Source organism: Streptomyces sp. NPDC101181 (genome assembly GCF_044767975.1).
Classification (GTDB): Bacteria; Actinomycetota; Actinomycetes; order Streptomycetales; family Streptomycetaceae; genus Streptomyces.
In genome coordinates, this window is the sequence record NZ_JBIWOX010000001.1 from 559,965 (window position 1) to 584,559 (window position 24,595).

The following is a 24,595-nucleotide window of genomic DNA, read 5'->3' on the forward strand; positions in this document are numbered from 1 at the left end:
GTGACTACTACTCGGTGGGGGTCGCCGACCGGTCCGCGGCGCGTACGCTCGCGTCCTGGTCGGGTACGGACTCACCGGCCCGGATCAGCTCGATCCGGCCCATCACCTTGGAGCGCAGGTCGGTCGGGACGTCGTCCTGTCCGCAGCAGCGCTTGACCAGCTTCTTCACGGCCTGCTCCAGGCCGTACTTCTCCAGGCACGGGGAGCACTCCTCGAAGTGCGTCTCGAACTTGGTGCAGTCGCCCTCGGGCATCTCCCGGTCGAGAAACTCGTAGAGATGGTCGAGGACCTCCGAGCAGTCCGTCTCGTGCGGCTCTCCGCAGCTCATGACGCCGAGCCCTTCCGATCGTCCGAGTCACCGGCACCGGCCGCGACGAGCCCGCGCTCACGGGCGTAGTCCTCCAGCATTCCGCGCAGCTGGCGGCGGCCGCGGTGCAGCCGGGACATCACGGTGCCGATGGGTGTCCCCATGATGTCCGCGATCTCCTTGTAGGCAAAGCCCTCGACATCGGCGAGATACACGGCGATGCGGAACTCCTCCGGGATCGCCTGGAGAGCCGACTTCACGTCGGAGTCCGGGAGATGGTCGAGGGCCTGGGACTCGGCGGAGCGCAGACCGGTCGACATGTGCGACTCGGCGCGTGCCAGCTGCCAGTCCTCGATCTCCTCGGCGGCGCTGCGCTGGGGCTCACGCTGCTTCTTGCGGTAGGAGTTGATGAAGGTGTTGGTGAGGATGCGGTACATCCACGCCTTGAGGTTGGTGCCCTCGCGGAACTGATGGAAGGAGCCGTACGCCTTGGCGTAGGTCTCCTGGACCAGGTCCTCGGCATCGGCGGGGTTGCGCGTCATGCGCAGCGCGGCCGAGTACATCTGGTCGAGAAAGCCGAGGGCGTCGCGCTCGAAGCGCGCGTTGCGCTCGTCGGGCGTCTCCGGTGCGCGGCCGTCGTCGGTCCCTGTGTCGGTCCCAGTGACCGGACCCACCTCCTCCAACGATGTGGCGGAGCCGAAACCGGACCCGCTCGCATCGGAGAATAGTCGACCTTGCTTGGCGGCTGCCTGCCGACGGCCGAGGACCGGGGTCCGCTCAGGGGTGATCCTCGCCGCGGGCAGCAGGCTCCACTCCAGCTCAGCGGCGCTCGAGCGGCTCGGGCAGATGGTCGAACCCATGCGACGGACTCCCTTTCCCAGACGACGTTGTTGTCCCGACGTCCCGAACAACAGCGCCCCCTCCCGGCACATTCCCGGGGCACCGGAGGCGGCCGGGGCAGCGGCGGCGCCCGGCGGCAGGAGGGTCATCCGAGTGATGTGAGCCACACGGTGACCGCTCCGGTGAGGGTGGCCATCGTCTGTTCCTCCGTCAGCCCGGACCGCTTCGGCACCGCGAACCCGTGGTCGCCGTGGGCCACTTCGGCCAGCGTGTACGAGCCCGGCGGGAACTCGCCGGGCCTGCCGAACGGATCGTTTCCGCCCTGCACCACCAGCGTCGGCACGCCGGTGCCGAGCAGTTCTCCGGCGCGGGACTTCTCCGGCTTGCCCGGCGGGTGCAGCGGGAAGCTGAGCGCGAGGACGGCGGCCGCGCCCAGTCCGGCGGCGGTCCGGCAGGCGACCCGGGCCCCGGCGCTGCGGCCCCCGGCGACGACGGGGAGTCCGGGGGCGGCCAGGGCGGGCCACAGGCCGCGCCAGCCGGTGTCCAGGATCTTCGGGGCGGGCGCGAGCTTCTTCCCGGCCACCCGCCAGGGCTGCTCCACCAGGGCGACGGTGACTCCGTGCGCGGGCAGGGCGGCGGCCAGCGCCCGCAGATCACGAGCCTCGATGCCGCCGCCCGCCCCGTGGCTCACGGCCAGGACGAGGCGGGGTCCGGCGGTCGCGGCGGGGACCCAGGTGATCCGGGCCTCTCCGGCGTCGGTGGGGACGGTCTGCGTACGCGGTTGACGGCTCACCGCGCCATCCTCCCCCGCGCGCGAGTCCGAACGGCTTCCACGACTCGGGGCGGCTCCCGCACTGCCGTGGGGCTCGGAGCATCCCGTACGGCTCGGAGCACTCCCGTGCGGCTCGGAGCGCTCCCGTGGGGCTCGGAGCATCCCGTACGGCTCGGAGCATCCCGTACGGCTCGGAGCACTCCCGTACGGCTCGGAGGCGTCCCGTAAGACTCGCGGCAGAGGGCCCTCCCCTCAGAACAGCGTGCCCTCCTCCGGTGCGGCCAGTTCCTCCAGCAGTTCGGGTCCGTTGTTGCGGACGTTGCTGACGGCGGTGGCGACCGGGTAGGCGCGCATCAGCCCGCCGGGCGGCGGCTCCAGGAGCGCGCGCAGTTCGTCCTCGCCGGTGCGCGAGGGGTCCAGCCAGGCGTCCCAGCGGTCCGGGGTGAGCATCAGCGGCATCCGGGGGTGGATGTCGGCGAGGGCGCCGGGCCCTTCGGCGGGGGCGACGGCCAGCGGGGTGGTCTCCGCCTCGGTGGTGATGACCGAGCAGGTGACCCACCAGGCGTGTTCGTGGTCGGCGGGCAGGGTCGCGTCGCGCCAGAACTCGTAGAGCCCGGCCATCGCGAAGACGGAGCCGTCGGCGGGGGTCACGAAATACGGCTGCTTACGGGCCCGCTTCTTGCCCTTCTGCTCCTCCAGCTGCCGCTCCTGCGAGCCGGTCACCCACTCGTAGTAGCCGTCGGCGGGCAGGATGCAGCGGCGCTGGGCGAAGGCGCGGCGGAAGGAGGGTTTCTCGTGGACGGTCTCCGCGCGGGCGTTGATCATCCGGGCGGCGCCCTCGGGGGTCTTCGACCAGGACGGGACGAGTCCCCACTTCAGGACGCGCAGCTGGCGAACCGGACGCCGGTCGTCCGCGTCCTTAACAGGACGCTCCAGAACCGCGTAGACCTCTTTGGTCGGCGCCACGTTCCAGTCCGGCTCCAGGGTCTCGGTGGGTTCCCACTTCTCGACACCGAAGAGACCGGTCAGGTCCTCGGGCTTCCGACTCGCCGCATAACGTCCGCACATAAGTGCCACACTGCCACGACCGCCCGCACCGACCGCAAGGAGTCGCCCGGCCGATGAACAGCACCGAACTGGGCGATCTGTGGGATCGCGTCACCGGCACCCAGCCCGCGCCGGAGCAGTGGCTGGTGGTGGTGACGGCCACGCTCGCACTCGTCGCGGTCGTGCCGAACCCGATATGGCGGCTCGCCCGCAACACGATCACCATCGCGCACGAGGGCGGCCACGGGCTGGTGGCCCTGCTCACCGGACGGCAGCTCTCCGGCATCCGGCTGCACTCGGACACCAGCGGGCTGACCGTGAGCCGCGGCAAGCCGACCGGCATCGGCATGATCCTCACCGCGGCGGCCGGGTACACCGCCCCCTCGCTGCTGGGCCTGTGCGGCGCCTGGCTGCTCACCAACGGCCGCATCACCCTGCTGCTGTGGGTGGCGACGGCCCTGCTCGCGGTGATGCTGGTGATGATCCGCAACGTGTACGGGGCGCTCACCGTCATCCTGACCGGCACCACGTTCCTGCTGGTCTCGTGGCTCGCGGACTCCGACGTCCAGTCGGCGTTCGCGTACGTGGTGGTGTGGTTCCTGCTGCTGGGCGGGGTGCGGCCACCGTTCGAGCTCCAGTCCAAGCGGCGTTACGGCGGCGCCCCGGACTCCGACGCGGACCAGCTGGCCCGTCTGACGCACGCTCCGGCGGCGCTGTGGCTGTTCCTCTTCCACGCGGTGTCGCTCTGTTCGCTGATCGGCGGAGGCCGCTGGCTGCTGGGCTGGTGAGGCGGTCCGGGCGCGGCCGTCCGGGCACGCCCCGGGGCCCCCGGTCGGTCTAAAGTGTTGGCCATGACCGAGAGTTCCGTGCAGCCCGCCCTCTGGCCCGCCCCTCACGCGAGCGGAGCCGTCGACGCGACCGTCACCGTGCCCGGATCGAAATCGGTCACCAACCGGGCGCTCGTCCTCGCCTCGCTGGCCTCCGAGCCCGGCTGGCTGCGCCGCCCGCTGCGCTCCCGCGACACCCTGCTGATGGCCCAGGCCCTGCGCGCGATGGGGGTCGGCATCGAGGAGACGGTCTCCTCGTCCTCCGTGTCCAGCCCGTCCGCCGCGGCCGGTCCGGACGCCTCCGGCGAGGCCTGGCGGGTCATCCCGGCGGGGCTGCACGGCCCGTCCACCGTCGACGTCGGCAACGCCGGGACCGTCATGCGGTTCCTGCCGCCCGTCGCCACTCTCGCCGGCGGCCCGGTCCGCTTCGACGGCGACCCCCGCTCCTACGAGCGCCCGCTGACCGGCGTGATCGAGGGGCTGCGGGCGCTGGGCGCGCGGATCGACGACGACGGGCGCGGCGCGCTGCCGCTGACCGTGCACGGCGGCGGGGCGCTGGAGGGCGGCCCGGTCTCGATCGACGCGTCGTCGTCCTCGCAGTTCGTCTCGGCGCTGCTGCTGTCGGGGCCGCGTTTCAACCAGGGCGTGGAGGTCCGGCACACCGGTTCGGTGCTGCCCTCGATGCCGCACATCCGGATGACCGTCGACATGCTGCGGGCGGTCGGGGCGCAGGTGGACGAGCCGGAGACGGGCGGCGAGCCGGATGTGTGGCGGGTCTCCCCCTCCGCGCTGCTGGGCCGGGACCTGACGGTCGAGCCGGACCTCTCCAACGCCCAGCCGTTCCTGGCCGCCGCCCTGGTGACCGGTGGCAGGGTCACCGTCCCGGACTGGCCCGAGCGGACCACCCAGCCGGGTGACGCGCTGCGGGAGATCTTCACCGCGATGGGTGGCTCCTGCGAGCTGACCGAGCGCGGTCTGACCTTCACCGGCACCGGCCGTATCCACGGCATCGACGTGGACCTCGGCGAGGTCGGCGAGCTGACCCCGGGCATCGCGGCGGTCGCCGCGCTGGCCGACTCCCCGTCCACCCTGCGGGGCGTGGCCCATCTGCGGCTGCACGAGACGGACCGGCTGGCCGCGCTGACGAAGGAGATCAATGAGCTGGGCGGCGACGTCACGGAGACCGCCGACGGGCTGAGCATCCGCCCGCGCCCGCTGCACGGCGGCGTCTTCCACACCTACGACGACCATCGCATGGCCACCGCCGGGGCGATCATCGGCCTCGCGGTGAAGGGCGTCGAGATCGAGAACGTGGGCACGACCGCCAAGACCCTGCCGGACTTCCCGGACATGTGGACCGGGATGCTCGGGATCTAGACCATGCGCCGCTACGGGAAGAACCCCGACGAGGACGACATCCGCGTCCGCCCCAACCGCAAGGGCAACCGGCCGCGCACGCACATCCGGCCCAAGCACGAGGACGCCGAGGACGGCATGGTCCTCACCGTCGACCGGGGCCGGCTCACCTGCCTCGTCGACGGCCGGACCGTGGTGGCGATGAAGGCCCGCGAGCTGGGCCGCAAGGCCGCGGTGGTGGGCGACACCGTCTCCATCGTCGGGGACCTCTCGGGCGAGAAGGACACCCTGGCCCGGATCGTGCGGATCGGTGAGCGGCGTACGGTGCTGCGCCGCACCGCGGACGACGACGACCCCTACGAGCGGGTGGTCGTCGCCAACGCCGACCAGCTGGCCGTCGTCACCGCGCTGGCCGACCCCGAGCCGCGCCCGCGCATGATCGACCGCTGTCTGGTGGCGGCGTACGACGGGGGGCTCGCCCCGCTCCTGGTGCTGACCAAGTCCGATCTGGCCCCGCCGGACAAGCTGCTGGAGGCGTACACGCCGCTCGGCGTCCCCTACATCGTGACCAGCCGCGAGGAGCTGGAGAACGGGGACGCGGCCGACCGGGTGCGCGAGCAGCTGGAGGGCCGGGTCACCGCCTTCGTCGGGCACTCCGGGGTGGGCAAGACGACGCTGGTGAACGCCCTGGTGCCGAAGGACCGGCGCCGCACCACGGGCGACGTCAACGCGGTCACCGGCCGGGGCCGGCACACCACCACCTCGGCCCTCGCGCTGCCGCTGCCGGGCGACCGGGGCTGGGTGATCGACACCCCCGGGGTGCGCTCGTTCGGGCTGCACCACGTCGACCCGTCACGGGTGATCCACGCGTTCCCGGATCTGGAGCCTGGCACGGAGGACTGTCCGCGGGGGTGCACCCACGACGAGAACCAGCCCGAGTGCGCGCTGCCCGCCTGGGTGGCCGCGGGCCACGCCGACCCGGCCCGGCTGGACTCCCTGCACCGGCTGCTCGCGACCAGGGAGCGCCGCGAGGGCGACTGAGCGGGCCGGGGCGGTCGCGCGGTTCCGGCCGGAATCGTCCGGTGCGCCACGGCGGGACGTTTGCGTCCTTCAACGATCGGTAAAGGCATAATCGCACCGAACGGGACGAAGCCGTCACCTATCTGGAAGGGCCCTGCCGATGGCGTGGCTGCTGGTCGTGGTCGCCGGTCTGCTGGAAACCGGCTTCGCCGTGTGTCTGAAACTCTCCCACGGGTTCACCCGCCTCTGGCCGACGATCGCGTTCGCCGCGTTCGCGCTCGGCAGCTTCGGGCTGCTGACCCTGGCGCTGAAGAAGCTGGACGTGGGCCCGGCGTACGCGGTGTGGACCGGGATCGGCGCGGCCGGTACGGCGATCTACGGCATGATCTTCCTCGGCGACGTCGTCTCGACGCTGAAGCTGGTGTCGATCTCGCTGGTGATCCTCGGAGTCATCGGCCTCCAGCTGTCCGGCTCCGCCCACTGACCCTCGCCTCGTGGGCCGTCGGCCGCGTCGCCTCCCGGACCAGGCGCAGCGCCCGGCTGTCGGTGGCGTCGTCGCCCGCCACCGGGACGACCACGCAGGACAGCGCGAGCCGTAACGCGATCTCGCAGCGCCCGGCCGTGACCCCGCAGGACGCCGCCGCCATCCGGTCCCGTACCGCCGCGAGGAGTTCGCCGGGCGACGGCGGAGGTCTGCCGCCCGCCCGGGAGCCCGGCGGTCCGTCCGGACGGGGCAGCCCCTCAGCCCAGAGCCCGGTGAGCAGCGCCTTGACCAGCGCGTCCTCCCGGGCGGTCCGTACGGTCCACAGGGCGACGGCGGCCGGGCGGTCGGGGGCGGGGGCCGTCAGGGCACGGTCGATCCCGGCGAGGTAGCCGTCGGCGGCCCGCCGCAGCAGGGCCCCGGCCAGGCCGTCCTTGGTGCCGAACTCGTTGTAGAGGGTCTGCCGGGACACCCCGGCCAGGGCGGCGACGTCGACCATGCGCACCACGCGCCAGGGCCGGTCGGCGAGCGCCCGGAGGGCGGCGTCCAACAGGGCGAGCCGCGCTGTCGGCATCGTCGTCTCCCCGCCCTGGAATGTGTCGTTCAGCGTCGACGGGCTCCCGGGGACTGTCAAGGGGCCGCGTCCCGGACGGGAGGCCGGGCGGCAGGGCCTGGTAGCCCGCGCGGTGTGGCGCTGGATACTGTGACGGCATGCCCGATTACCACGATGATCTGCGTCTCGCCCATGTCCTGGCCGACGCCGCCGACGCGGTGACGATGGACCGTTTCAAGGCTCTCGACCTGAAGGTGGAGAACAAGCCGGACATGACGCCGGTGACCGAGGCCGACAAGGCCGCCGAGGAGCTGATCCGCGGCCATCTGCACCGGGCCCGCCCACGGGACGCGATCCTGGGCGAGGAGTTCGGAATCGAGGGCACCGGGCCGCGCCGCTGGGTGATCGACCCGATCGACGGCACCAAGAACTACGTACGCGGCGTGCCGGTGTGGGCGACGCTGATCTCCCTCATGGAGGCGGGCGACGAGGGTTTCCAGCCGGTGGTCGGCGTGGTCTCCGCGCCCGCGCTGAACCGGCGCTGGTGGGCGGCGAAGGGCGCGGGCGCGTTCTCCGGCCGCAGCCTCACCTCGGCCACCCGGCTCCAGGTGTCGAAGGTGGGGAGCATCGCGGACGCCTCGTTCGCGTTCTCCTCGCTGGCCGGCTGGGAGGCCCAGGGCCGCCTCGACGGACTCCTGGATCTGACCCGCGCCTGCTGGCGGACGCGGGGGTACGGGGACTTCTGGCCGTACATGATGGTCGCGGAGGGCTCCGTGGACATCTGCGCCGAGCCGGAGCTGTCGCTCTGGGACATGGCGGCGAACGCGATCATCGTCCAGGAGGCGGGCGGCCGGTTCAGCTCGCTGGACGGGACGGACGGCGTGGACGGCGGAAACGCGGCGGCCTCGAACGGCCCGCTCCACGACGAACTGCTGGGCTACCTGAACCAGCGCTACTGACCCCTCCACCAGGTCGACGGGTGTCCGCGACCGCGCGCCGGGCGGCAGGGCGGGGGCAACGTACGCCCACCCCCCGCGCGGGTGGGACCGGACCGCGCTCGCGCACTCCCCCGGCCCGCGCCCGTCCACCCATGTCGGCCCAGGCCCCGTCCACCCCTTGTCGGTCCGCGTCCGGGATGCAACTCTGAGAGTCCCCCCACTTGTGAACTTGTGAATCGACTCACAGAGTCGACTCCCCGAGGAGGTGGCTCGTCCCATGCTCGTCCGTGACGCCATGAGCACAGTGGTCCTCACCATCGGCCCCACCCACACCCTCCGCCATGCGGCCCGGCTGATGTCGGCCCGGCGCATCGGAGCAGCCGTCGTGCACGACCCGGACACCTGCGGGCTCGGGATCATCACCGAGCGCGACATCCTCAACGCGGTCGGGTCCGGCCAGGACCCCGACCGGGAGACCGCGTCCTCCCACACCACCACCGACGTGGTGTTCGCCGCCCCGGCCTGGACCCTGGAGGAGGCCGCCGAGGCCATGACCCACGGAGGATTCCGGCACCTGATCGTGCTCGACGGCGACGGACCGGTGGGGATCGTGTCGGTGCGCGACATCATCCGCTGCTGGGCCCCCACCCGTCGCCGGACGGTCGCCACCGCGGGCTGAGCCGCACACGCCCCGGCCGGACGACCGGCCCCGCCCCGCCCCAGCACCTCACCCCCGACCGAGGGGCCCGTCACCGACCGAGGGGCGCGCGTCCACCATGGACAAGATCCAAGGTGAGCAAGCATCTAAAGCCACACTCGATCGGGATTCCCGACCCCCACTGTTAGGCTGGGCTTCATGAGCGACCTGCTGGAACGACTTCGTGGACGCGGCTGGCGCATGACGGCGCAGCGGCGTGTCGTGGCCGAGGTCCTCGACGGGGACCACGTGCACCTGACGGCGGACGAGGTCCACGCGAGGGCTGTTTCCAGGCTGCCCGAGATCTCGCGCGCCACCGTCTACAACACCCTCGGCGAGATGGTGTCCCTCGGCGAGGTGCTGGAGGTCTCCACCGACCGGCGGGCCAAGCGCTACGACCCGAACGCGCACCGCCCGCACCACCACCTGGTCTGCGCGCAGTGCGGCGCGATCCGGGACGTCCACCCCGCGGGCAACCCGCTCGCGGACCTGCCGACGGACGAGCGCTACGGCTTCACGGTCTCGGGCGTCGAGGTGACGTACCGGGGCATATGCCCGAACTGCGCCGCGACGGCCTGAGCGGGCCCGTCAAAGCACTGCCGCCGGCCGGGTGGGCCGCGCTTCTCCGGCCCACCCGTGCACAAGACACAACGAAGGCCCGGATCTCGATGAGATCCGGGCCTTCGTGTTCAGTAGCGGGGACAGGATTTGAACCTGCGACCTCTGGGTTATGAGCCCAGCGAGCTACCGAGCTGCTCCACCCCGCGTCGGTGAATGCAACATTACGTCAGCAGGTCGAGAGGCGCAAATTCATTCAGCCGGGCCCCGGAGGCGAGGGCCCGCCGCCTGTCCCGCGCGCCCACTGGCGGGCGGGACAGGCAGCCCTCCCGCCCGCTTACGCGGTCAGCTCCTGGTGCAGCGCCTCGCGCAGCCGGCCCGCCCGCTCGGCCACCTCGGCCGGGCCCAGCTCCACGGCCCGTGCGCACCAGCGCTGCCCCTCGGTCAGCTCGCCCCGGCGGGCGGAGAGCAGCGCCAGCCGCAGCGCGGCCCTGCCGTGTCCGGCGTTGGCCGCGCGGGTCCACCACAGGGCGGCCTCGCGCTCGCTGCCCTCACGGGCGAGCAGCAGCCCCAGGTTGAAGGCGCCGTTACGGCTGCCCGCCTCGGCGGCCTCCCGGTACCAGTGGGCGGCGTTCTCCACGTCGCCGCGGGCGGCGGCGAGCATGCCCACCCGGACCTGGGCCCGGCGGTGCCCCTGCTGGGCGGCCCGCTCGTACCACTCCTCGCACTCGGTCTTCTCCGGCATCGGCTCACCGAGCGCGGGCGGTCCCGGCGGCGGCTGGCGCGCGTCGAGCAATCCGGCCAGCCGGAACGCCGCCTCCGCGCTGCCGCCGCCCGCGGCGCAGCGCAGATGGCGCTCGGCCTCGCGGTCCTCGCCGTCGCGCAGCAGGGCCATCGCGACCTGGAGGGCGGCGTCGGTGTGCCCGGCTGCGGCCGCCCGCTGGTACCAGCCCAGCGCCGTCCGGTCCTCGTCGCGCCCGGCGTGCAGGATGCCGAGGTTGAACGCCGCGTCCACGCTGCCCGCCTCGGCAGCCTTGGAGAACCAGGGCTCGGCCCCGGTGTGGTCCCCGGCCTGGAGAAGGAGCACCGCGAGCGCGTTGGCGGCCTCGCGGTGCCCCGCGTATGCGGCACGGCGGTACCACTGCTCGGCCTGCGGGGTGCGGTCCTGGGCGGCGCAGAGCAGGCCGAGGTTGTACGCCCCGTTGACGTCGCCCGCGTCCATGGCCGCGCGGTACCACCGCTCTGCTGTCTGCTGCTCGCCGCGCGCCGCGTGCAGGGCGCCCAGGGCGTTGGCCGCGTTGCCGTCGCCGTCCTGAGCGGCCCGCAGCCACCACACGGCCGCGCTCTCCTCGTCGCCCGCGTCGCGCAGCAGGAAGCCGAGGGCGCAGGCGGCCCGGGGCTCGCCGTCCTTGGCCGAGGTGAGGTACCAGCGGCCCGCCTCCTTCAACTCGCCGCGCTGCTCCAGGATCGCGCCGAGGTGCAGGGCTGCCCGCCGGTGACCGCGGGCGGCGGCCTGGCGGTACCACTGCTCGGCCTCGCCGACCCGGCCGACGGCGGGCCCCGCCACGGGGCTGTCCCCCTCGGCCGCGCCCTTGGCGTGCGCACCGTCCTTACCGCTCGCCGTCCCATCGGCGCCGGTGGCGTTCGCGACGTTCGCCCGCCGGACATCGGCCGACGGCACGGCCGGGCCGCCGGGGAGCCGGAGGCCCGTGCCGGTCCGCGCGGAACCGCCGCCCCGGCCCAGGCCGAAGGCCTCCTGCGGGTCCTCCACGGCGTTCCGCTCCAGGGCGCGGGCCAGTCGGTAGGCGGCCTCACGGTGTCCCTGCTCGGCGGCGGCGCGCAGCCAGCGCTCGGCGCCCACGTCGCTGCGGTGCTCCAGGAGGTCGGCCAGGGCGTAGGCGCCCAGCGCGTGGCCCTGCTCGGCGGACTGGCGGAGCCAGTACTCGGCGCCGGGCTCGTCGCCGCGCTCGCGGAAGTGCCGCCCCAGAGCGTGCGCGGCCGCCGCCGACCCGGCCACGGCGGCGACCCGCCACCAGCCCGCCGCCTCGTCCGGGTAGCCGCGCTGGTGCAGCAGGACGCCCAGGTTGTTCGCGGCGGCCCGGTCACCGTCGGCGGTGGCGGCACGCAGGTACTTCTCGGCGCCGTCCAGGTCGCCCCGTCGCAGCAGCAGCGCGCCGAGGACGCTCATGGACGCGGTGTCACCCGCCTCGGCGGCCCGCCGGTGGCGCACTTCGGTCTCGGCGCTGTCCGCCGCGTCGACCGCGTCCGTGGTGGTCTCGGCGCGGGCGCTCGCCTCCCGGGCGGCGGCTTCGCCCGCCGCCGGTGTGCTGATGACCGGCACGGCCGCACCGGCGATGGCGGCAGCGAAAGCCGCATCTGCCGTGTTTTCCGCCTCTTGGCTGCGCCGTTGCACAAACCGCCCTGTCTCCAACAGAGTTGCCCTGTCCCCCATAAATACCATCGTCGCACCACCTGTAACCCGCGTACATCTGGTATATCGCGGCCAGTGAGGTCACTTCAGCGTTTTGTCGACTTGCCCACAGAGAGACAAGTCAAACACCCTTGGATCCAACTGCTGCCCAGCGAACCGCACTTCACGCCCGTGACCCGGGAAAGACACGAGATGGTTGCGAGACGACACGACGAAGGCCCGGACCTCCATGAGATCCGGGCCTTCGTCTTGAGTAGCGGGGACAGGATTTGAACCTGCGACCTCTGGGTTATGAGCCCAGCGAGCTACCGAGCTGCTCCACCCCGCGTCGTTGTGTTCAAACCGTATCACGACGCGGGGTGGACCATTCTCAGCTGCCCTGGCCACCGTCCGGCGGCCCGTCGGGGGCCTCCTGTCTGGCAGCGCTCGCGGGCTCGGCCGAACTCTCCGGCCCGGGATCGCCGCCAGCCTTGTCGGCGTCGGCCGGCTTGTCGGCGTCCGGTTTGGCGCCGCTGTCGGCCTTGTCGCCTTCACCGCCGGCCTTGGGCTGTGCCGCCGCGGCCCGCTGAAGGGCCTCCTGGAGCGCGTCCTGGGCCTTGCCGTAGGCGGGCCAGTCCTGCTCCTTCAGCGCCGTCTCACCGTCCTCGTACGCCTTCTGGGCGTCCGCGATGGCCTTCTTGAGCGCCGCCTCACCGGTGGCCGGGGGCTCGGTGGGCTCGTCCGGCTTACTGGGGTCGGGCGGTGTCGTGTCCGATGCGCCGTCGACCCCGAAGACCGCGTTGAGCGCGTCCCCCAGGCTGTTCTCGAAGACGATCTTCGAACCGTACGAGGCGGCCACCTTGCGCAGCAGCGGGTAGTTCTGCGTGCCACCGCGCGTGTAGACGGGCTCGATGTAGAGGAAGCCGCCTTCGAGAGGCACCGTCAGCAGGTTGCCGTACTCGATGTCCGAGTCGGTGCCCTTCAGGTTTCTCACGAACTCGGCGACGTCGTCGTTGCCGTTGAGCTCACTCTGGACCTGGCCGGGCCCCTTCACCGTGGAGGTGACCCGCAGGAGTCTCATGGTGCCGTAGTCCTCGCTGGCCGCGTCCGCGTTCACCGCCATGAAGGCGCCGAGGTTCGGGCGCCCCCTCGGGGTGAACGTGGTGGTGAGGGAGAACTCCTGCGCGTTCTGACCCGGCATCTTCATGCTCAGGTAGTACGGCGGAACGGAACCCGGCTCCTTGTTGGTCGGGTCGTCCGGCACCTGCCACGCGTCGGAACCGCTGTAGAACTGCGCGGGGTCCTCGACGTGGTAGCGGGTGAGCAGCTCACGCTGGACCTTGAAGAGGTCCTGGGGATAGCGCAGGTGGTCCAGGAGGGCCCGCGGGATCTCCGAACGGGCCTCCACGGTGCCCGGGAACGCCTTGCGCCAGGTCTTGAGGACCGGGTCCTTGGTGTCCCACTCGTAGAGCTTGACCTTGCCGTCGTAGGCGTCGACGGTGGCCTTCACCGAGTTGCGGATGTAGTTGACCTGGTTCTGCTGGGCGACGACCGCGCGCTGGTTGGTGGTCAGCGAGTCGGCCGTGGTGTCGCCGAGCGTCGTCCGGGACGCGTACGGGTAGCCGTTCGTCGTGGTGTAGGCGTCGACGATCCACTGGATGCGGCCGTCGACGACCGCCGGATAGGCGTCGCCGTCGATGGTCAGCCACGGGGCGACCGCCTCGACGCGCTCCTTGGGCGTGCGGTTGTACAGGATCCGCGAGCCCTCACCGATGGCTCCCGAGTACATGATCTGCGGCTCGCTGAACGAGACGGCGTACGCGGCACGGTTGAAGGTGTTGGAGAGGCTGACCCCGCTGTCGCCCTCGTAGCTGGTGGTCTTCTCGCCGTCCTCCTCGTAGTCGAGCTCCTTCTGGGGCCCGCCGACGATGGAGTACTGCTCGGTCTTCTCGCCGTAGTAGATCCGCTGCTCGTACTTCCCGAACTCACCGGTGGACGGCAGACCCGACTCGGTGAAGTCCGGGGACCCCGTCGGGTTGGTGCCGGTGGTGGTGCCGCGGGCGGCGATGGCCCCGTAGCCGTGGGTGTACGTGAAGTGGTCGTTGATCCAGTTCCGCTTGGGCAGGCCCTGGATGTTCAGCTCACGCAGACCGATGACGGTGTCCTGCTCCTTGCCGTCCTTGTCCTTGTAGCGGTCGACGTCGAGCGTCCTGGGGAACTGGTAGTAGTTCCTCCGCTGCTGGAGCTGCTGGAAGGCGGGAGAGACCACGTTGGGGTCCATCACGCGGTAGCTGGCGGCCGCGTTGGCGGCGGTCCGGAGCTTGCCGCCGTCCTCCGTGGTGGCCTGGCCGTCGTAGTCCTCCATCTCGGCGTCGTCGATGTCATAGGCATCGCGTGTCGCGTCGATATTCTTCTGGATGAACGGCGCTTCCTTGGCCTGCTCGTTCGGCTGGACCTGGAACTTCTGCACGATCGCCGGGTAGAGCCCGCCGATGAGGATCGCCGACAGCACCATCAGACCGAAGCCGATGACCGGCAGCTGCCAGGTGCGGCGCCACAGCGTCGCGAAGAACAGCACGGCGCAGATCGCCGCGATGCAGAACAGGATGGTCTTCGCCGGGAGATAGGCGTTCGCGTCGACGTACCGCAGGCCCGTCCAGTTGTCCGCCGCCTTGAAGTCGCTGGACTTCACCGCGAGCCCGTACCGGTCGAGCCAGTACGCCACGGCCTTCAGCGAGACGAAGACGCCGAGCAGCACCGAGAGGTGTCCGGTGGCCGCCGCGGTGGCGCGGGCGCCGGGGCTGGTGACCCGCAGCCCGCCGTAGAGGTAGTGGGTGGCGGCCGCGGCGATCAGCGACAGGATGGTCGCCGCGAAGCCGAAGCCCAGCATGAAGCGGTACCACGGCAGGTCGAAGGCGTAGAAGGAGACGTCCAGCTGGAACTGGGGGTCCTTCTGGCCGAACGGCACGCCGTTGACATACATCAGCCACGTGCGCCACTGACCCGAGGCGGATGCTCCGGCGATCAGTCCGACGAGCGCGGTGACCGCGAGCAGCACCCACTTCTTGAAGGGGGCGACGCTCATGCGGTAGCGGTCCAGGCTCTGCTGCTCCAGGGACATCGCGCTCAGCGGCGGCCTGAGCCGGTGCGCGAGCCAGATGTTCACGCCGATGGCCAGCGCCATCAGCAGTCCGAAGACGAGGAAGAGCCCGATCTTGGTCCACAGAGTGGTGGTGAAGACGGATGAGTACGCGACCGACCTGTACCAGAGCCAGTCCGTCCAGAACCCCGCGAACATGACGAAGGCCATGGCGATGACCGCCAGGACACCCAGAGTCATGAGCAGGGTTCGGGCGCGCCGGGACGGGCGGCCGACTCTGATCCGTGGCCCGGTCGGGCCTCCGCCGCGGTCCGGCATCTGGAAAGCCAACGTGCGCACCTCGAAGTTCGCGGTCGTGTGGAACAGGCCCAGCGATCCTAGAGCCCACCTATGCAACTTACTGAAGCTTTACCTAGTTCCCGTCAGCGGGGTGGAACCAGGCAGGATGTTGTCCATGTCCAACGTTTCCCCCGCAGGACCCCCGATGGCCGCGAGCCCGCTCACCGTCGCCGTCCTCGAAATCGACGCCTACGCCTCCACTCTCGGCTGGGACCAGCCCGCCCGGCTGTTCGGCCTGGTCGACACCGACCGGCTGCGTTCCCAGGAGCCCGCTCTCGCCGCCCAGCTCGGCCTGGACGCCCCCGGTTCCTCCGTCGCCGCGCTCACCCCGATCGAGCAGGACGAACTGCCGCCGGGCACCCCGCTGGACGAGTTCCTCGGGACGATCGCCTGGCCCGACGCCGTGGTCGGCTGTGCCATGACGGTGGAGCGGCTGATGCTGCCGCCGTCCGCCGAGGCCTCCGTACCGGAGAAGCTCGGCGACCGGCAGCTCGCCGACTGGGTGGCCAAGCACCCCGACCGGCAGGAGGTGCGGATGACCGTGGCCGTTCTGCGGGACGGGGCGCGTGAGTCCGCCGTACGCCTGCGGGAGAAGGACTCGCCCACCGAGGTGCTGACCGGAGCGGGCCTGGTCCCCGGTCTCGCCGAGGCGCTCGCGGCCACGTTCGAGTCCTGACCGGTGCGCCGCCCGGGTCCGTCCCTACGGGGGCCGGGCGGCGCGGCCGTCAGCTCGCCGAGCAGCTCGGCAGGGCGTCGGTCTTCCCGGCGCGGATCTGCTCCAGCGACTTCGTGGCGTCCTCGATGGTCTTGACCCGGACCAGGGTGAGCCCGTCCGGGGTGTCGGCCGCCGCCGAGGCGCAGTTGTCGTCGGGGGTGAGGAAGTAGCGGGCCCCGGCACTCCGGGCGCCCACCAGCTTCATGGTGATGCCGCCGATCGGGCCGACCTTGCCCGAGTCGTCGATGGTGCCGGTGCCCGCGACGAACTTGCCGCCCGTCAGGTCGCCCGGGGTGAGCTTGTCGATGATGCCCAGGGAGAACATCAGTCCGGCGCTCGGTCCGCCGACGTCCGCCAGCTTGATGTCGATCTCGAAGGGGAAGACGTGGTCGGTTCCGGCCGCGATCCCGACGATCGCCCGCCCCTCCTGACCGCTGTCGGCGCCGTCCTTGGGAGCGGGGGCCTTCACGGTGGTGATGGTGACCTTCTCCTCGCCCTCGGGGGTCCGCCCCGCCTTCTCGGCCGCCACGGCCTCCTTGGCCGGGACGATGGTGAAGACGACGTCCTCCCCGGCCCGGTGCTCGGTCACCAGCTTCGCCACGTCACCGGGCTCCTCGACCGGCTTGCCGTCCACCGCCCTGATCACGTCGCCGGCGTGCAGCTTGTCCTGGGCGGGGCTGTCCTTGACCACCGTGGAGACCACGACCTGCGTGGTCACCGGGATCTTCAGCTCCTTCAGAGCGGCCACCTTGGCGCTCTCCTGGGACTGGCTGAACTCCTCGGCGTTCTCCTGGGTGGACTGCTCCTCGGTCTTGCCGTCCGGGTAGATCGTGTCGTGCGGCACCACCACGCTGTCGTGGGCCATCCAGCCGTAGACGGCCTCCACGAGGTTCATCCGGTACTCGGCGCCGGTGACGCGGACCGTCGTCATGTTGAGGTGCCCGGACGTCGGGTACGTCTTGCGGCCGCTGATCTGGAGGACGGGCTCGCCACGCGCTTCACCGAGGGTGTTGACCGTCGGTCCGGGAGACATCTCCGAGTACGGCACTTTGATCAGCACGCCGACACAGAGCAGCGCGATGAGGACCAGAGTGGAGGCGAGCATCGTCGCGGTGCGGCGTGGCATGGAACGACAGTACGGGAAGGGCCCCTCAGCGCACCGCCGGGGCCGGTCCGTACGGGGAGACCGGTACGCGGCGGTGGAGCCTCACGCGGCGTTCGACGGTTCCTGGAGAGCCTCGGAACCGGAGTGCGACTTCTCCATCGCGTCACGGAACCTGGCGTATCCGGCGAGTTCGGTGACGTCGCCGGTCGTGCGGTTTCGAGCGGCCCAGCTCGCCCATATCGCACCGCCGACAGCAGCGAAGAGAGGAATCAGCAGCCAAGCGAGTGCTCCCATCACGACCTCCCTACCCCATGAGCGACCGGATGACCGATCAGCAGATTAACGATCCGGAAGACCAACGCTCACGGCAGGGGTGCGGTTACGCAAATCGGGGCTGATGCACCCCGGTCCGGTTTGCGCTCAGCAGGCTCCGACCCACTCCTCCGTACCGTCGGAGAAACGCTGGTGCTTCCAGATCGGAACCTCGCGCTTGAGGTCGTCGATGAGCTTGCGGCAGGCCGCGAAGGCCTCGGCTCGGTGCGGGCAGGCGACGGCCACGACCACGGCCAGATCGCCCACCTCCAGTTCACCCACCCGGTGGACGGCCGCCAGGGCCCGGACCGGGAAGTCGGCGACGACCTTTTCGGCCACCCGGCGCAGCTCGTCCCCCGCGGAGGGATGACACGAATAGCCGAGGGCGCCGACGTCCTGTCCGGCGTCGTGGTTGCGCACCGTGCCGACGAAGAGCGCGATGCCACCGGCCGCGTCGTCCCCGACGGCGCGGAAGACCTCGTCGACGGAGAGCGGGGTCTCCCGGATCGCGAGCAGCCTGACGGGGTCGGAAGCCGCCTGCTCCCCGGGGTGGTCGTGGGTGCGTGCCATGTCTCCATCGTGCCGTACGCCACCGGCATCCCGGAATTGCGTGTTCACCCGGCGGCGGGGTTGCGGGGTTGGAGCCTCCTACAGGGGCCCGCGGCGGGGTGGCCGGTCAGATGCGGCGGCGGGCCTTGCGGGCCCGGCGGACCACCGCGGCGGCGCCGAGCAGGGCGACCGTGGCACCGGCGGCGCCGGCGGCGGTGGCGTCCTTGCGGCCGAGGCGGCGTCCGGCGAGCGTGTGATGTCCCTCGACCTCCTCGAGGAGCGCCCCGAGGACTTCCTCGTTGGTCCACTTCGGCCGCCATCCCGCGTCGTGCAGTCTGCTGACGCTGACCACCCAGGGGTGCATGGTGTACGCGAGATCACCGGCCGGAGAGGGGGTGAGACCGATGCGGTGCAGCCGGGCAGCGGCTCCGAGCGCCACGGCGGACGGCAGCTCCATCCGGCGGACACCGCTCAGTTCCTCGACCTCCTCCTGTTCCAGCCAGCCGTCGCAGCCGACCGCGAACTCGCCGTCGATCTTCTCCAGGGCCGCGTACTCCAGAGCCGTCACCAGGTCCTCGACGTGGCAGAACTGCCAGGTGGGACGCGATCCGGCGACGACCAGGAGGCGCGGGGACTCGAAGTAGCGGGTCAGGGCGGTGTCGGTGCCGCCGATCAGGACGGCGGGGCGCACCACGGTGACGTTGAGTCCGGGGTGGGCGCGGGGCGCGCGACGGCCGAGGCGTTCGATCTCCAGGAGGTCGCCGACCCCGGTGGCCTCGGCGGTGGCCCGCAGCTCGGCGTCCTCGGAGAGCGGCACGTCGTTGTCGGCGAGCGCCCCGTAGACCATCGCGGAGGTGCACAGGACGACCCGGTGGACCCCGGCGGCGGCCGCGGCGGTCAGGACGGTCTGGGTGCCGCGGACGTTGTACGCGGTGCGGGCGGCGGGGTCGGTCTCCAGGTCGAGGTCGAGCGCCAGGTGCACGACGACGTCCGCGCCGCGCAGCTTCTCGGCGATGGCCGGATCGCGGACGTCCAGGATGTGCCAGGTCGCCTCGGACACCTCGCCCCGGCGTTCGTCGATCGCGATGACCTGCCTGATCGCGTCGGACGCGGCGAGGTGGGCGGTCAGCAGCGCGCCGATGCCGGTCGCGGCGCCGGTGACCGCGACGACGGGACCCCGGCTGCGGGGCCGTTTCTTTTCGGATGTCCTTTCGGGCGAGGGGTCGGTCGGGTTTCGCGCTGCGCGAACCTGCGGATCTGGGGAACTCACCGGGCGTCTCCAGCGGTTGTCTTCAGTACGTACGCCAATGACGCGTACGTACCAGGTGGCGTCCATCCTGCCGCAGGCCGGGAGCCGGCGGAGCACTGAGGCCCGAAGCGGGCGTGGTGTCTACGCTGGATGGTGATGTCGGGCAGTCGCCGTCGGTTCGATCCGACGGCCCTACGAGCCGAGGAAACCCGTGAGTGACACCCCATTCGGATTCGGCCTTCCGCCGGAGGAGCCGGAGAACGGCGACGAGGGCAAGAAGAAGGACCCCACCGAAGGTGGGCAGAGCGCGGGCGGGACGGGAAACCCGTTCGGATTCGGGGCGGGAGCAGGGGGCGACAATCCGTTCGCCGCGATGTTCGGTGCGATGAATCCGAACGATCTCGGTGCGGCCTTCCAGCAGCTCGGCCAGATGCTGAGCTACGAGGGCGGTCCCGTGAACTGGGACATGGCCAAGCAGATCGCCCGCCAGACGGTCTCGCAGGGCACGCCGGACGGCACGAAGGACGCCAGTGTCGGCCCGTCCGAGCGGACGGCGGTCGACGAGGCGCTGCGGCTGGCGGACCTCTGGCTGGACGGTGTGACGTCGATGCCGTCCGGTTCGGTCTCCACCGTGGCGTGGAGCCGCGCGGAGTGGGTCGAGGCGACCCTGCCGGCCTGGCGGCAGCTGGTCGACCCGGTGGCCGAGCGGGTGGGCCTGGCGATGGGCGATGTGCTGCCCGAGGAGATGCAGGCCATGGCGGGCCCGCTGCTCGGCATGATGCGGTCGATGGGCGGCGCCATGTTCGGCCAGCAGATCGGGCAGGCCGTGGGCGTCCTGGCCGGGGAGGTCACGGGTTCCACGGACATCGGGCTGCCGCTGGGCCCGGCGGGCAAGGCAGCGCTGCTCCCGCTGAACGTGGAGCGGTTCGGCAAGGACCTCAGCGTCTCCCAGGACGAGGTCCGCCTGTATCTCGCCCTGCGTGAGGCCGCCCACCAGCGGCTCTTCGCGCATGTTCCGTGGCTGCGCTCGCATCTGTTCGGCGCCGTCGACGCGTACGCCCGGGGCATCAAGGTCGACACCAGCAAGCTGGAGGACGTGGTCGGTCAGTTCGACCCCTCGCAGCCGGAGCAGTTGCAGGACGCCCTTCAGCAGGGCATGTTCCAGCCGGAGGACACCCCGGAGCAGAAGGCCTCGCTGGCCCGGCTGGAGACGGCCCTGGCGCTGGTGGAGGGCTGGGTGGACGCGGTGGTCCACGAGGCCGCGAAGTCCCGGCTGACCTCGGCCGACGCGCTGCGCGAGACGATGCGCAGGCGACGGGCCTCCGGTGGTCCGGCCGAGCAGACGTTCGCCACGCTCATCGGCCTCCAGTTGCGGCCGCGGCGGCTGCGGGACGCCTCGCGGCTGTGGGCCTCGCTCACGGACGCCCGGGGCCTGGAGGGCCGGGACGCGCTGTGGGAGCACCCGGACATGCTGCCGACCGCCCACGACCTGGACGACCCGGACGGTTTCGTCCACCGCGAGCAGGCGGACTTCTCCGAGCTGGACAAGATGCTCGGCGAGGCGGCGAAGGGCTCCGGCAAGGACACCCCGAAGACCACCGACGCCGGGGCGGAGAGCGAGGACAGGGGCGACGAGGGCGAAGGCGGCGCGGAAGGCAAGGGCGGCAAGGGCGGCCCCGGCCGGTGAGCCTGCACGACGACGCCGTCCTCGTACTGAAGGGGTACGCCGCCGAAGGCCCGGGAGGACCCGGAGGCGGGGACGGCACCGGGGGCGACGGCGGTCAGGCGGAGCTGCGTCAGGCCTACCTGGACCACCTGGACCGGCACGAGAACGGCATGTGGAAGGCCTGCGCGGCCGGACACGTCACGGCCAGCGCCCTGGTCGTCGACCCCGGGCACGGCCGGGTCCTGCTCACCCTGCACCGGAAGCTGCGGATGTGGCTCCAGATGGGCGGGCACTGCGAGCCCGGGGACGCCACCCTGGAGGCGGCGGCGCTCCGTGAGGCCACGGAGGAGTCCGGCGTGGCGGCGCTCTCCCTGCTGCCGGGCGGCCCGGTCCGGCTGGACCGCCACCCCATTCCGGCCCCCTGCAACTGGCACCTGGACGTGCAGTACGCGGCGCTGGCGCCGGCCGGTGCGGCGGAGCGGATCAGCGCGGAGTCGTTGGAGCTGCGCTGGTTCGGCTACGACGAGGTGCCTGCGGTGGCCGATGCCTCCGTCGTCCGGCTGCTGGAGGCGACCCGGACCCGACTGGGCCGGTGACCGGACCGCACAGGTAAGGGGCGGCCTCCGGGAGGCCGCCCCTTACCCGTACTGGTTCATCCGGATCCGAACAACGGTCAGTTCCAGGCGTTGTTCTGGTTCTGGCCGTAGGAGCCGTGCTGTCCCACGCCGAACTGGGCGCGGGCGCCCTGGCCGAGCTGGGCGTCCTGCGGAGGCATGACCTCACTCGGCTGGACCAGGGCGAATCCCTGGCCGAGGAAGCTCAGCTCCCAGCCCTCCCCCGTGTTGCCGCGCCGCCGGAAGATCCCCGAGGAGTGCGTCTGGGCCTGCATCTGCACCCGCAGCGAACTGGACCAGGCGACGATCGCGTCGGCGTCGGCGTTGACGTACTTCTCCGGCGTGACCTGCATCATCAGGGGCTGGCCCGAGGTCATGAGAGCGACCTTGCCGCTGCCGGAGATGTTGAGCTGGTACTTGCCGCTGCCGGAGATGCCGTACTGGCTGTCCACCGCGATGACCTCGGTGTGCAGCGAGGAGTCGAGCGCGAGGACGTAGGAGCTGTCGACGGTCATCCCGTCACGGTCGACGTCCACGACGTGGATGTACTGGGCGAGGTTGGCGAGGTAGACCGTGCCCTGGCCGGACACGCGCATCAGGTCGAGACCCTCCCCGGTGTGCGCGCGGGCGCGCCGCTGCGCACCCGACTGGTACTCCCCGTCGAAGTCCATCAGGCCCTGGTAGGCGACCATCGCGCCCTTGCGGGCGAGGAGGTCGTCCCGGCCGGTCAGCGAGACCCGCAGGAGCTGCGGGTTCTGGACCGCGTACCGCTCCTGGGTCTGCTGCTCGGTGTGGTGGAAAAGCGGACTCTGCATGCTGTGTACTCCCTCCCCCTCAGTCCCGGATCCGCAGGCGGTCCGTGCTGTCCTCGCTCGGCTGGACGACGACGATCCCCTGGCCGGAGAAGGCCATCTGGTACGCCTCGCCGCTGCCGCGGCCGATCAGCGCCCCGGCCTTGAAGCTGCGCTTCCCCTTCACCTTGAGGTTCGGGGACCAGGCGACCAGGGCGTCCGGGTCGACGTACGTCTCGTCCTCGCCGCGGCCGCAGTCGACGACGATCGGAGTGCCCCGGGAGGTGATGGCGACCCAGCCGGTGCCCTGGACGACGACGTTCCACAACCCCTGTCCGGCGAACTTGGCCAGCCCCTTGACCTTCTCGACGCCCCAGGTGAGGTGGGCGTCGAAGGCGAGGAGGTTGGTGCCGTTGACGGAGATGGCGTCGTTGTCCAGGTTGATGACGACCACGTCGGCGCCGTAGTCGGCGAGGTAGAGCAGTCCGTCACCGGAGCACTTCATGACAGGGGCGCCCTCACCGGTGATCCACTGGGAGGCGATCTGCCGGACGGCGGGCGGGTTGGGCTCGTACTGGATGAACCCTTCGTACGCCACCATCGAACCGGTGCGCGCGTAGAGATCCTGCCCGGAGGCCATGGCGACCTTGAGCATGGCCTTGCCGTGGTTCTCCATACGGGCCGTGACGGGGGTCGGGGCGTAGCCCGCGAGTTGCTGGTTCATGACGGGCTCCCTCAGACCTCGTAGGGCTGGACGACGATGAAGTTGCCGGGGGCACCGCGGAACTGGAGGTTCACGGTCTCCCCGCTGTGGCCCGGGTAGGCGTTGCGGCGCAGCCGGACCTGGCTGGAAATGATCACCTGGGAGGCGGCCGACCAGGCGACGACGGCGTTGCAGTCGGCGAATGTGGTGGGGGTGACCGGCAGGACGACGGGGGTGCCGTGGGTCTTGATGATGACGGTGCCGGTGCCCTGGAACTGCAGGGTGAACAGCGCGCCGCCGGGGATGCCGTGCCCCTCGACCCTGCGGACCTCGTACTGGAGGGACTCGTCGAAGGCGAGGACGCTCTCGGCGGAGACGCAGATGGCGTCGCCCTGCAACTCGACCGGGTGCAGGTGGGAGCCCTCTTCGGCGAGGAAGACCTGGCCTCGCCCGGTGCAGCGCATCAGCTGCATCTCCTGGCCGGTGGCGTTGCCGACCGCGCGGCCGACGAACCCGGAGCTCTTGTAGCCGAAGTCGACCTTGCCCTGGTACATGACCATGCTGCCCTGACGCGCCAGCACCCCGGAGCCGCCCATGGTCAGGTCGACCCGCATGAGCTGCTGGTTCTGCGGGGTCCAGCGCTGCCCGGTGGCGGCCTCCTTGTACGGCTGGAGCGCCGCCTGAAGACCCGCGCCACCGGCGGGCACCCCCTGCGGAACGCCCTGGTGCGGAGAGCCGGGGGGCTGCTGGCCGAACGGGGCGTGGGGCTGCTGCCCGAACGGGGCGCCGGGCGGGGCTCCGTGGCCGGGGCCCTGGCCGGGTATCTGCCCGAACTGCGGCTGCTGGGGCTGCTGCGGCTGGCCGTACGAGGGCGGGGCCTGGGGCGCTCGGGGCGGCTGGGGAGCCAGGGGGGCCGCGATGGTCGGGGCCGCGTGCATCGGCTGGTGCGGTGCGGGCGGCGGGGTGGGCGCGGCCGGGGCACCGAAGGCCGGGGCGGGCTGCGGGGCCTGTGGGGCGGGGGGTGCGGGTGGGACGCCGAAGGCCGGGGGCGCGGCGGCCTGGGCCGGTGGGGCGAACCCGGGGGCGGCGGCCGGGGCGGGCGCGGGCTCCTCCTCGGCGACCTCGCCGCCGAAGTTTCTCAGCAGGGCATCGAGTCCGCCGTCGAACCCCTGGCCGACGGCGGCGAAGCGCCAGACGTCCTTCAGATAGAAGTCGCCGAGCATCACCGCTCGCTCGGTGGTGAACTCCGATCCGGTGAAGGCGTACCTGACCACTTCCTCGCCGCCCGCGACGATCCGGATGTACCCGGGCCCGACCTGTGACATCTGCCCCGGGCCGTCGATGGTCGCGGTGAAGGAGAGTTTCTGGACGGCCGCCGGAACACGGTCGAGCGTGACGCGGAAGGACTCGGTGTCGCCGGACTGCGCGCCGAGAAGCTGGATGGACTCCTCGGGCGACTTCGGCTGATTGAAGAAGATGAAGTACCGGTCGTCCGAGAGCTGTTCGTCGGCGTCGAGGCCGAAGCAGCTGATGTCGAAGCTCAGGCCGGGGGCGGCGATCTGCACGCCTACGTACAGATCTGTCCCCGCCGTGAGATCACTGACCTTGGCCTTGTGGCCGCGTTGGAATTCCCTGGCCATGCGTAA

At 71.6% G+C, this 24,595-nt stretch carries 24 protein-coding genes and 2 tRNA genes; 10 read left to right on the top strand and 16 right to left on the bottom strand.

Features of this window, described 5'->3' with window-relative positions; translation table 11 throughout:
* Nucleotides 1-7 precede the first annotated feature (7 nt).
* The 4 genes from rsrA to ACIRRU_RS02380 form a co-directional block, all read right to left on the bottom strand.
* Nucleotides 8-328, bottom strand: a complete 321-nt coding sequence (rsrA, locus tag ACIRRU_RS02365; RefSeq protein ID WP_403675111.1) for a mycothiol system anti-sigma-R factor — start codon at nucleotides 326-328, stop codon at nucleotides 8-10.
* Entirely contained in the window at nucleotides 325-981 is a 657-nt protein-coding gene (locus tag ACIRRU_RS02370) for a sigma-70 family RNA polymerase sigma factor (protein ID WP_363201043.1), read from the bottom strand. The genes rsrA and ACIRRU_RS02370 overlap by 4 nt, the downstream gene beginning before the upstream one ends.
* A gap of 311 nt (nucleotides 982-1,292) precedes the next feature.
* Nucleotides 1,293-1,940 carry an alpha/beta family hydrolase gene (locus ACIRRU_RS02375; protein ID WP_403675114.1) on the bottom strand — a complete coding sequence of 216 codons (648 nt, stop codon included), beginning with the start codon at nucleotides 1,938-1,940 and terminating at the stop codon, nucleotides 1,293-1,295.
* A gap of 231 nt (nucleotides 1,941-2,171) precedes the next feature.
* Nucleotides 2,172-2,987, bottom strand: coding sequence for an SOS response-associated peptidase (locus ACIRRU_RS02380; RefSeq protein ID WP_403675117.1), 816 nt, complete (start codon nucleotides 2,985-2,987; stop codon nucleotides 2,172-2,174).
* A 53-nt stretch (nucleotides 2,988-3,040) separates the two neighbouring features.
* Here ACIRRU_RS02380 and ACIRRU_RS02385 point away from each other — a divergent pair, with 53 nt between their 5' ends.
* The 4 genes from ACIRRU_RS02385 (at nucleotide 3,041) to ACIRRU_RS02400 (ending at nucleotide 6,653) form a co-directional block, all read left to right on the top strand.
* Nucleotides 3,041-3,754, top strand: coding sequence for a M50 family metallopeptidase (locus tag ACIRRU_RS02385; RefSeq protein WP_403675120.1), 714 nt, complete (start codon nucleotides 3,041-3,043; stop codon nucleotides 3,752-3,754).
* A 63-nt stretch (nucleotides 3,755-3,817) separates the two neighbouring features.
* Nucleotides 3,818-5,170 (top strand): 3-phosphoshikimate 1-carboxyvinyltransferase, encoded by a 1,353-nt coding sequence (gene aroA, locus ACIRRU_RS02390; RefSeq protein ID WP_403675122.1) that lies wholly within the window; start codon nucleotides 3,818-3,820, stop codon nucleotides 5,168-5,170.
* 3 nt (nucleotides 5,171-5,173) lie between these two features.
* Nucleotides 5,174-6,190 carry a ribosome small subunit-dependent GTPase A gene (gene rsgA / locus ACIRRU_RS02395; RefSeq protein WP_403675125.1) on the top strand — a complete coding sequence of 339 codons (1,017 nt, stop codon included), beginning with the start codon at nucleotides 5,174-5,176 and terminating at the stop codon, nucleotides 6,188-6,190.
* Nucleotides 6,191-6,329: 139 nt separating this feature from the next.
* A complete protein-coding gene (locus tag ACIRRU_RS02400) occupies nucleotides 6,330-6,653 on the top strand; it encodes a multidrug efflux SMR transporter (protein WP_363200949.1) in 324 nt (107 codons plus the stop codon).
* Here the strand turns inward: ACIRRU_RS02400 and ACIRRU_RS02405 are convergent.
* On the bottom strand, nucleotides 6,619-7,224 hold the full coding sequence (locus ACIRRU_RS02405) for a TetR/AcrR family transcriptional regulator (protein WP_403675128.1): 606 nt from the start codon (nucleotides 7,222-7,224) through the stop codon (nucleotides 6,619-6,621). The two genes, ACIRRU_RS02400 and ACIRRU_RS02405, sit on opposite strands and share 35 nt — an antisense overlap.
* Before the next feature lie 137 nt (nucleotides 7,225-7,361).
* On the opposite strand from ACIRRU_RS02405, the gene hisN reads away from it, so the two are divergent.
* The 3 genes from hisN (at nucleotide 7,362) to ACIRRU_RS02420 (ending at nucleotide 9,417) form a co-directional block, all read left to right on the top strand.
* Nucleotides 7,362-8,162, top strand: a complete 801-nt coding sequence (hisN, locus tag ACIRRU_RS02410; protein ID WP_363200951.1) for a histidinol-phosphatase — start codon at nucleotides 7,362-7,364, stop codon at nucleotides 8,160-8,162.
* A 256-nt stretch (nucleotides 8,163-8,418) separates the two neighbouring features.
* A complete protein-coding gene (locus ACIRRU_RS02415; protein WP_403675131.1) occupies nucleotides 8,419-8,820 on the top strand; it encodes a cyclic nucleotide-binding/CBS domain-containing protein in 402 nt (133 codons plus the stop codon).
* A 177-nt stretch (nucleotides 8,821-8,997) separates the two neighbouring features.
* Nucleotides 8,998-9,417, top strand: coding sequence for a Fur family transcriptional regulator (locus tag ACIRRU_RS02420; RefSeq protein WP_363200953.1), 420 nt, complete (start codon nucleotides 8,998-9,000; stop codon nucleotides 9,415-9,417).
* A 114-nt stretch (nucleotides 9,418-9,531) separates the two neighbouring features.
* On the opposite strand, the gene ACIRRU_RS02425 is transcribed toward ACIRRU_RS02420, so the two are convergent.
* From ACIRRU_RS02425 to ACIRRU_RS02440, 4 genes are all read right to left on the bottom strand, one after another.
* Nucleotides 9,532-9,605, bottom strand: a tRNA-Met gene (locus tag ACIRRU_RS02425).
* Between the two features lie 128 nt (nucleotides 9,606-9,733).
* Nucleotides 9,734-11,857 carry a tetratricopeptide repeat protein gene (locus tag ACIRRU_RS02430; protein ID WP_403675134.1) on the bottom strand — a complete coding sequence of 708 codons (2,124 nt, stop codon included), beginning with the start codon at nucleotides 11,855-11,857 and terminating at the stop codon, nucleotides 9,734-9,736.
* Nucleotides 11,858-12,081: 224 nt separating this feature from the next.
* Nucleotides 12,082-12,155: transfer RNA gene (locus ACIRRU_RS02435), tRNA-Met, on the bottom strand.
* 42 nt (nucleotides 12,156-12,197) lie between these two features.
* Nucleotides 12,198-15,224 (bottom strand): UPF0182 family protein, encoded by a 3,027-nt coding sequence (locus ACIRRU_RS02440; RefSeq protein ID WP_403675608.1) that lies wholly within the window; start codon nucleotides 15,222-15,224, stop codon nucleotides 12,198-12,200.
* Nucleotides 15,225-15,351: 127 nt separating this feature from the next.
* Here ACIRRU_RS02440 and ACIRRU_RS02445 point away from each other — a divergent pair, with 127 nt between their 5' ends.
* Nucleotides 15,352-15,921 carry a PPA1309 family protein gene (locus ACIRRU_RS02445; RefSeq protein ID WP_403675137.1) on the top strand — a complete coding sequence of 190 codons (570 nt, stop codon included), beginning with the start codon at nucleotides 15,352-15,354 and terminating at the stop codon, nucleotides 15,919-15,921.
* A gap of 49 nt (nucleotides 15,922-15,970) precedes the next feature.
* Here the strand turns inward: ACIRRU_RS02445 and ACIRRU_RS02450 are convergent, their stop codons facing one another.
* The 4 genes from ACIRRU_RS02450 to ACIRRU_RS02465 all read right to left on the bottom strand — a co-directional run bounded on the left by ACIRRU_RS02450 (nucleotide 15,971) and on the right by ACIRRU_RS02465 (nucleotide 19,196).
* On the bottom strand, nucleotides 15,971-17,086 hold the full coding sequence (locus tag ACIRRU_RS02450) for a PDZ domain-containing protein (protein WP_403675139.1): 1,116 nt from the start codon (nucleotides 17,084-17,086) through the stop codon (nucleotides 15,971-15,973).
* 81 nt (nucleotides 17,087-17,167) lie between these two features.
* Nucleotides 17,168-17,359, bottom strand: a complete 192-nt coding sequence (locus tag ACIRRU_RS02455) for a hypothetical protein (RefSeq protein WP_363200958.1) — start codon at nucleotides 17,357-17,359, stop codon at nucleotides 17,168-17,170.
* Nucleotides 17,360-17,485: 126 nt separating this feature from the next.
* A complete protein-coding gene (locus tag ACIRRU_RS02460; protein ID WP_363200959.1) occupies nucleotides 17,486-17,947 on the bottom strand; it encodes a molybdenum cofactor biosynthesis protein MoaE in 462 nt (153 codons plus the stop codon).
* A gap of 106 nt (nucleotides 17,948-18,053) precedes the next feature.
* Nucleotides 18,054-19,196 (bottom strand): SDR family oxidoreductase, encoded by a 1,143-nt coding sequence (locus tag ACIRRU_RS02465; RefSeq protein ID WP_403675143.1) that lies wholly within the window; start codon nucleotides 19,194-19,196, stop codon nucleotides 18,054-18,056.
* A gap of 190 nt (nucleotides 19,197-19,386) precedes the next feature.
* Here ACIRRU_RS02465 and ACIRRU_RS02470 point away from each other — a divergent pair, with 190 nt between their 5' ends.
* Both ACIRRU_RS02470 and ACIRRU_RS02475 read left to right on the top strand, forming a co-directional pair.
* On the top strand, nucleotides 19,387-20,862 hold the full coding sequence (locus ACIRRU_RS02470) for a zinc-dependent metalloprotease (RefSeq protein ID WP_403675146.1): 1,476 nt from the start codon (nucleotides 19,387-19,389) through the stop codon (nucleotides 20,860-20,862).
* Nucleotides 20,859-21,437 (top strand): NUDIX hydrolase, encoded by a 579-nt coding sequence (locus ACIRRU_RS02475; protein WP_403675148.1) that lies wholly within the window; start codon nucleotides 20,859-20,861, stop codon nucleotides 21,435-21,437. The genes ACIRRU_RS02470 and ACIRRU_RS02475 overlap by 4 nt, the downstream gene beginning before the upstream one ends.
* 77 nt (nucleotides 21,438-21,514) lie before the next feature.
* On the opposite strand, the gene ACIRRU_RS02480 is transcribed toward ACIRRU_RS02475, so the two are convergent.
* Genes ACIRRU_RS02480 through ACIRRU_RS02490 form a run of 3 tightly spaced genes read right to left on the bottom strand, consistent with a single transcriptional unit; the run spans nucleotide 21,515 to nucleotide 24,589 of the window.
* The gene (locus ACIRRU_RS02480; protein ID WP_403675151.1) at nucleotides 21,515-22,270 is read right to left on the bottom strand and encodes an AIM24 family protein; all 756 of its coding nucleotides are present in this window, start codon (nucleotides 22,268-22,270) and stop codon (nucleotides 21,515-21,517) included.
* Nucleotides 22,271-22,289: 19 nt separating this feature from the next.
* Nucleotides 22,290-22,970 carry an AIM24 family protein gene (locus ACIRRU_RS02485; protein ID WP_363200965.1) on the bottom strand — a complete coding sequence of 227 codons (681 nt, stop codon included), beginning with the start codon at nucleotides 22,968-22,970 and terminating at the stop codon, nucleotides 22,290-22,292.
* Nucleotides 22,971-22,981: 11 nt separating this feature from the next.
* A complete protein-coding gene (locus tag ACIRRU_RS02490; protein ID WP_403675154.1) occupies nucleotides 22,982-24,589 on the bottom strand; it encodes a TerD family protein in 1,608 nt (535 codons plus the stop codon).
* Between the last annotated feature and the right edge of the window lie 6 nt (nucleotides 24,590-24,595).

Bases quoted from the DNA above. Each gene is read 5' to 3' on its own strand.
- ACIRRU_RS02445 (WP_403675137.1), top strand. From the start codon at position 15,352: ATGTTGTCCATGTCCAACGTTTCCCCCGCAGGACCCCCGATGGCCGCG.
- rsrA (WP_403675111.1), bottom strand. From the start codon at position 328: ATGAGCTGCGGAGAGCCGCACGAGACGGACTGCTCGGAGGTCCTCGAC.
- ACIRRU_RS02485 (WP_363200965.1), bottom strand. From the start codon at position 22,970: ATGAACCAGCAACTCGCGGGCTACGCCCCGACCCCCGTCACGGCCCGT.
- ACIRRU_RS02490 (WP_403675154.1), bottom strand. From the start codon at position 24,589: ATGGCCAGGGAATTCCAACGCGGCCACAAGGCCAAGGTCAGTGATCTC.
- ACIRRU_RS02415 (WP_403675131.1), top strand. From the start codon at position 8,419: ATGCTCGTCCGTGACGCCATGAGCACAGTGGTCCTCACCATCGGCCCC.
- ACIRRU_RS02455 (WP_363200958.1), bottom strand. From the start codon at position 17,359: ATGGGAGCACTCGCTTGGCTGCTGATTCCTCTCTTCGCTGCTGTCGGC.
- ACIRRU_RS02380 (WP_403675117.1), bottom strand. From the start codon at position 2,987: ATGTGCGGACGTTATGCGGCGAGTCGGAAGCCCGAGGACCTGACCGGT.
- ACIRRU_RS02480 (WP_403675151.1), bottom strand. From the start codon at position 22,270: ATGCAGAGTCCGCTTTTCCACCACACCGAGCAGCAGACCCAGGAGCGG.
- ACIRRU_RS02430 (WP_403675134.1), bottom strand. From the start codon at position 11,857: ATGGTATTTATGGGGGACAGGGCAACTCTGTTGGAGACAGGGCGGTTT.
- rsgA (WP_403675125.1), top strand. From the start codon at position 5,174: ATGCGCCGCTACGGGAAGAACCCCGACGAGGACGACATCCGCGTCCGC.
- ACIRRU_RS02460 (WP_363200959.1), bottom strand. From the start codon at position 17,947: ATGGCACGCACCCACGACCACCCCGGGGAGCAGGCGGCTTCCGACCCC.
- hisN (WP_363200951.1), top strand. From the start codon at position 7,362: ATGCCCGATTACCACGATGATCTGCGTCTCGCCCATGTCCTGGCCGAC.
- ACIRRU_RS02385 (WP_403675120.1), top strand. From the start codon at position 3,041: ATGAACAGCACCGAACTGGGCGATCTGTGGGATCGCGTCACCGGCACC.
- ACIRRU_RS02405 (WP_403675128.1), bottom strand. From the start codon at position 7,224: ATGCCGACAGCGCGGCTCGCCCTGTTGGACGCCGCCCTCCGGGCGCTC.
- ACIRRU_RS02400 (WP_363200949.1), top strand. From the start codon at position 6,330: ATGGCGTGGCTGCTGGTCGTGGTCGCCGGTCTGCTGGAAACCGGCTTC.
- ACIRRU_RS02450 (WP_403675139.1), bottom strand. From the start codon at position 17,086: ATGCCACGCCGCACCGCGACGATGCTCGCCTCCACTCTGGTCCTCATC.
- aroA (WP_403675122.1), top strand. From the start codon at position 3,818: ATGACCGAGAGTTCCGTGCAGCCCGCCCTCTGGCCCGCCCCTCACGCG.
- ACIRRU_RS02440 (WP_403675608.1), bottom strand. From the start codon at position 15,224: ATGCCGGACCGCGGCGGAGGCCCGACCGGGCCACGGATCAGAGTCGGC.
- ACIRRU_RS02420 (WP_363200953.1), top strand. From the start codon at position 8,998: ATGAGCGACCTGCTGGAACGACTTCGTGGACGCGGCTGGCGCATGACG.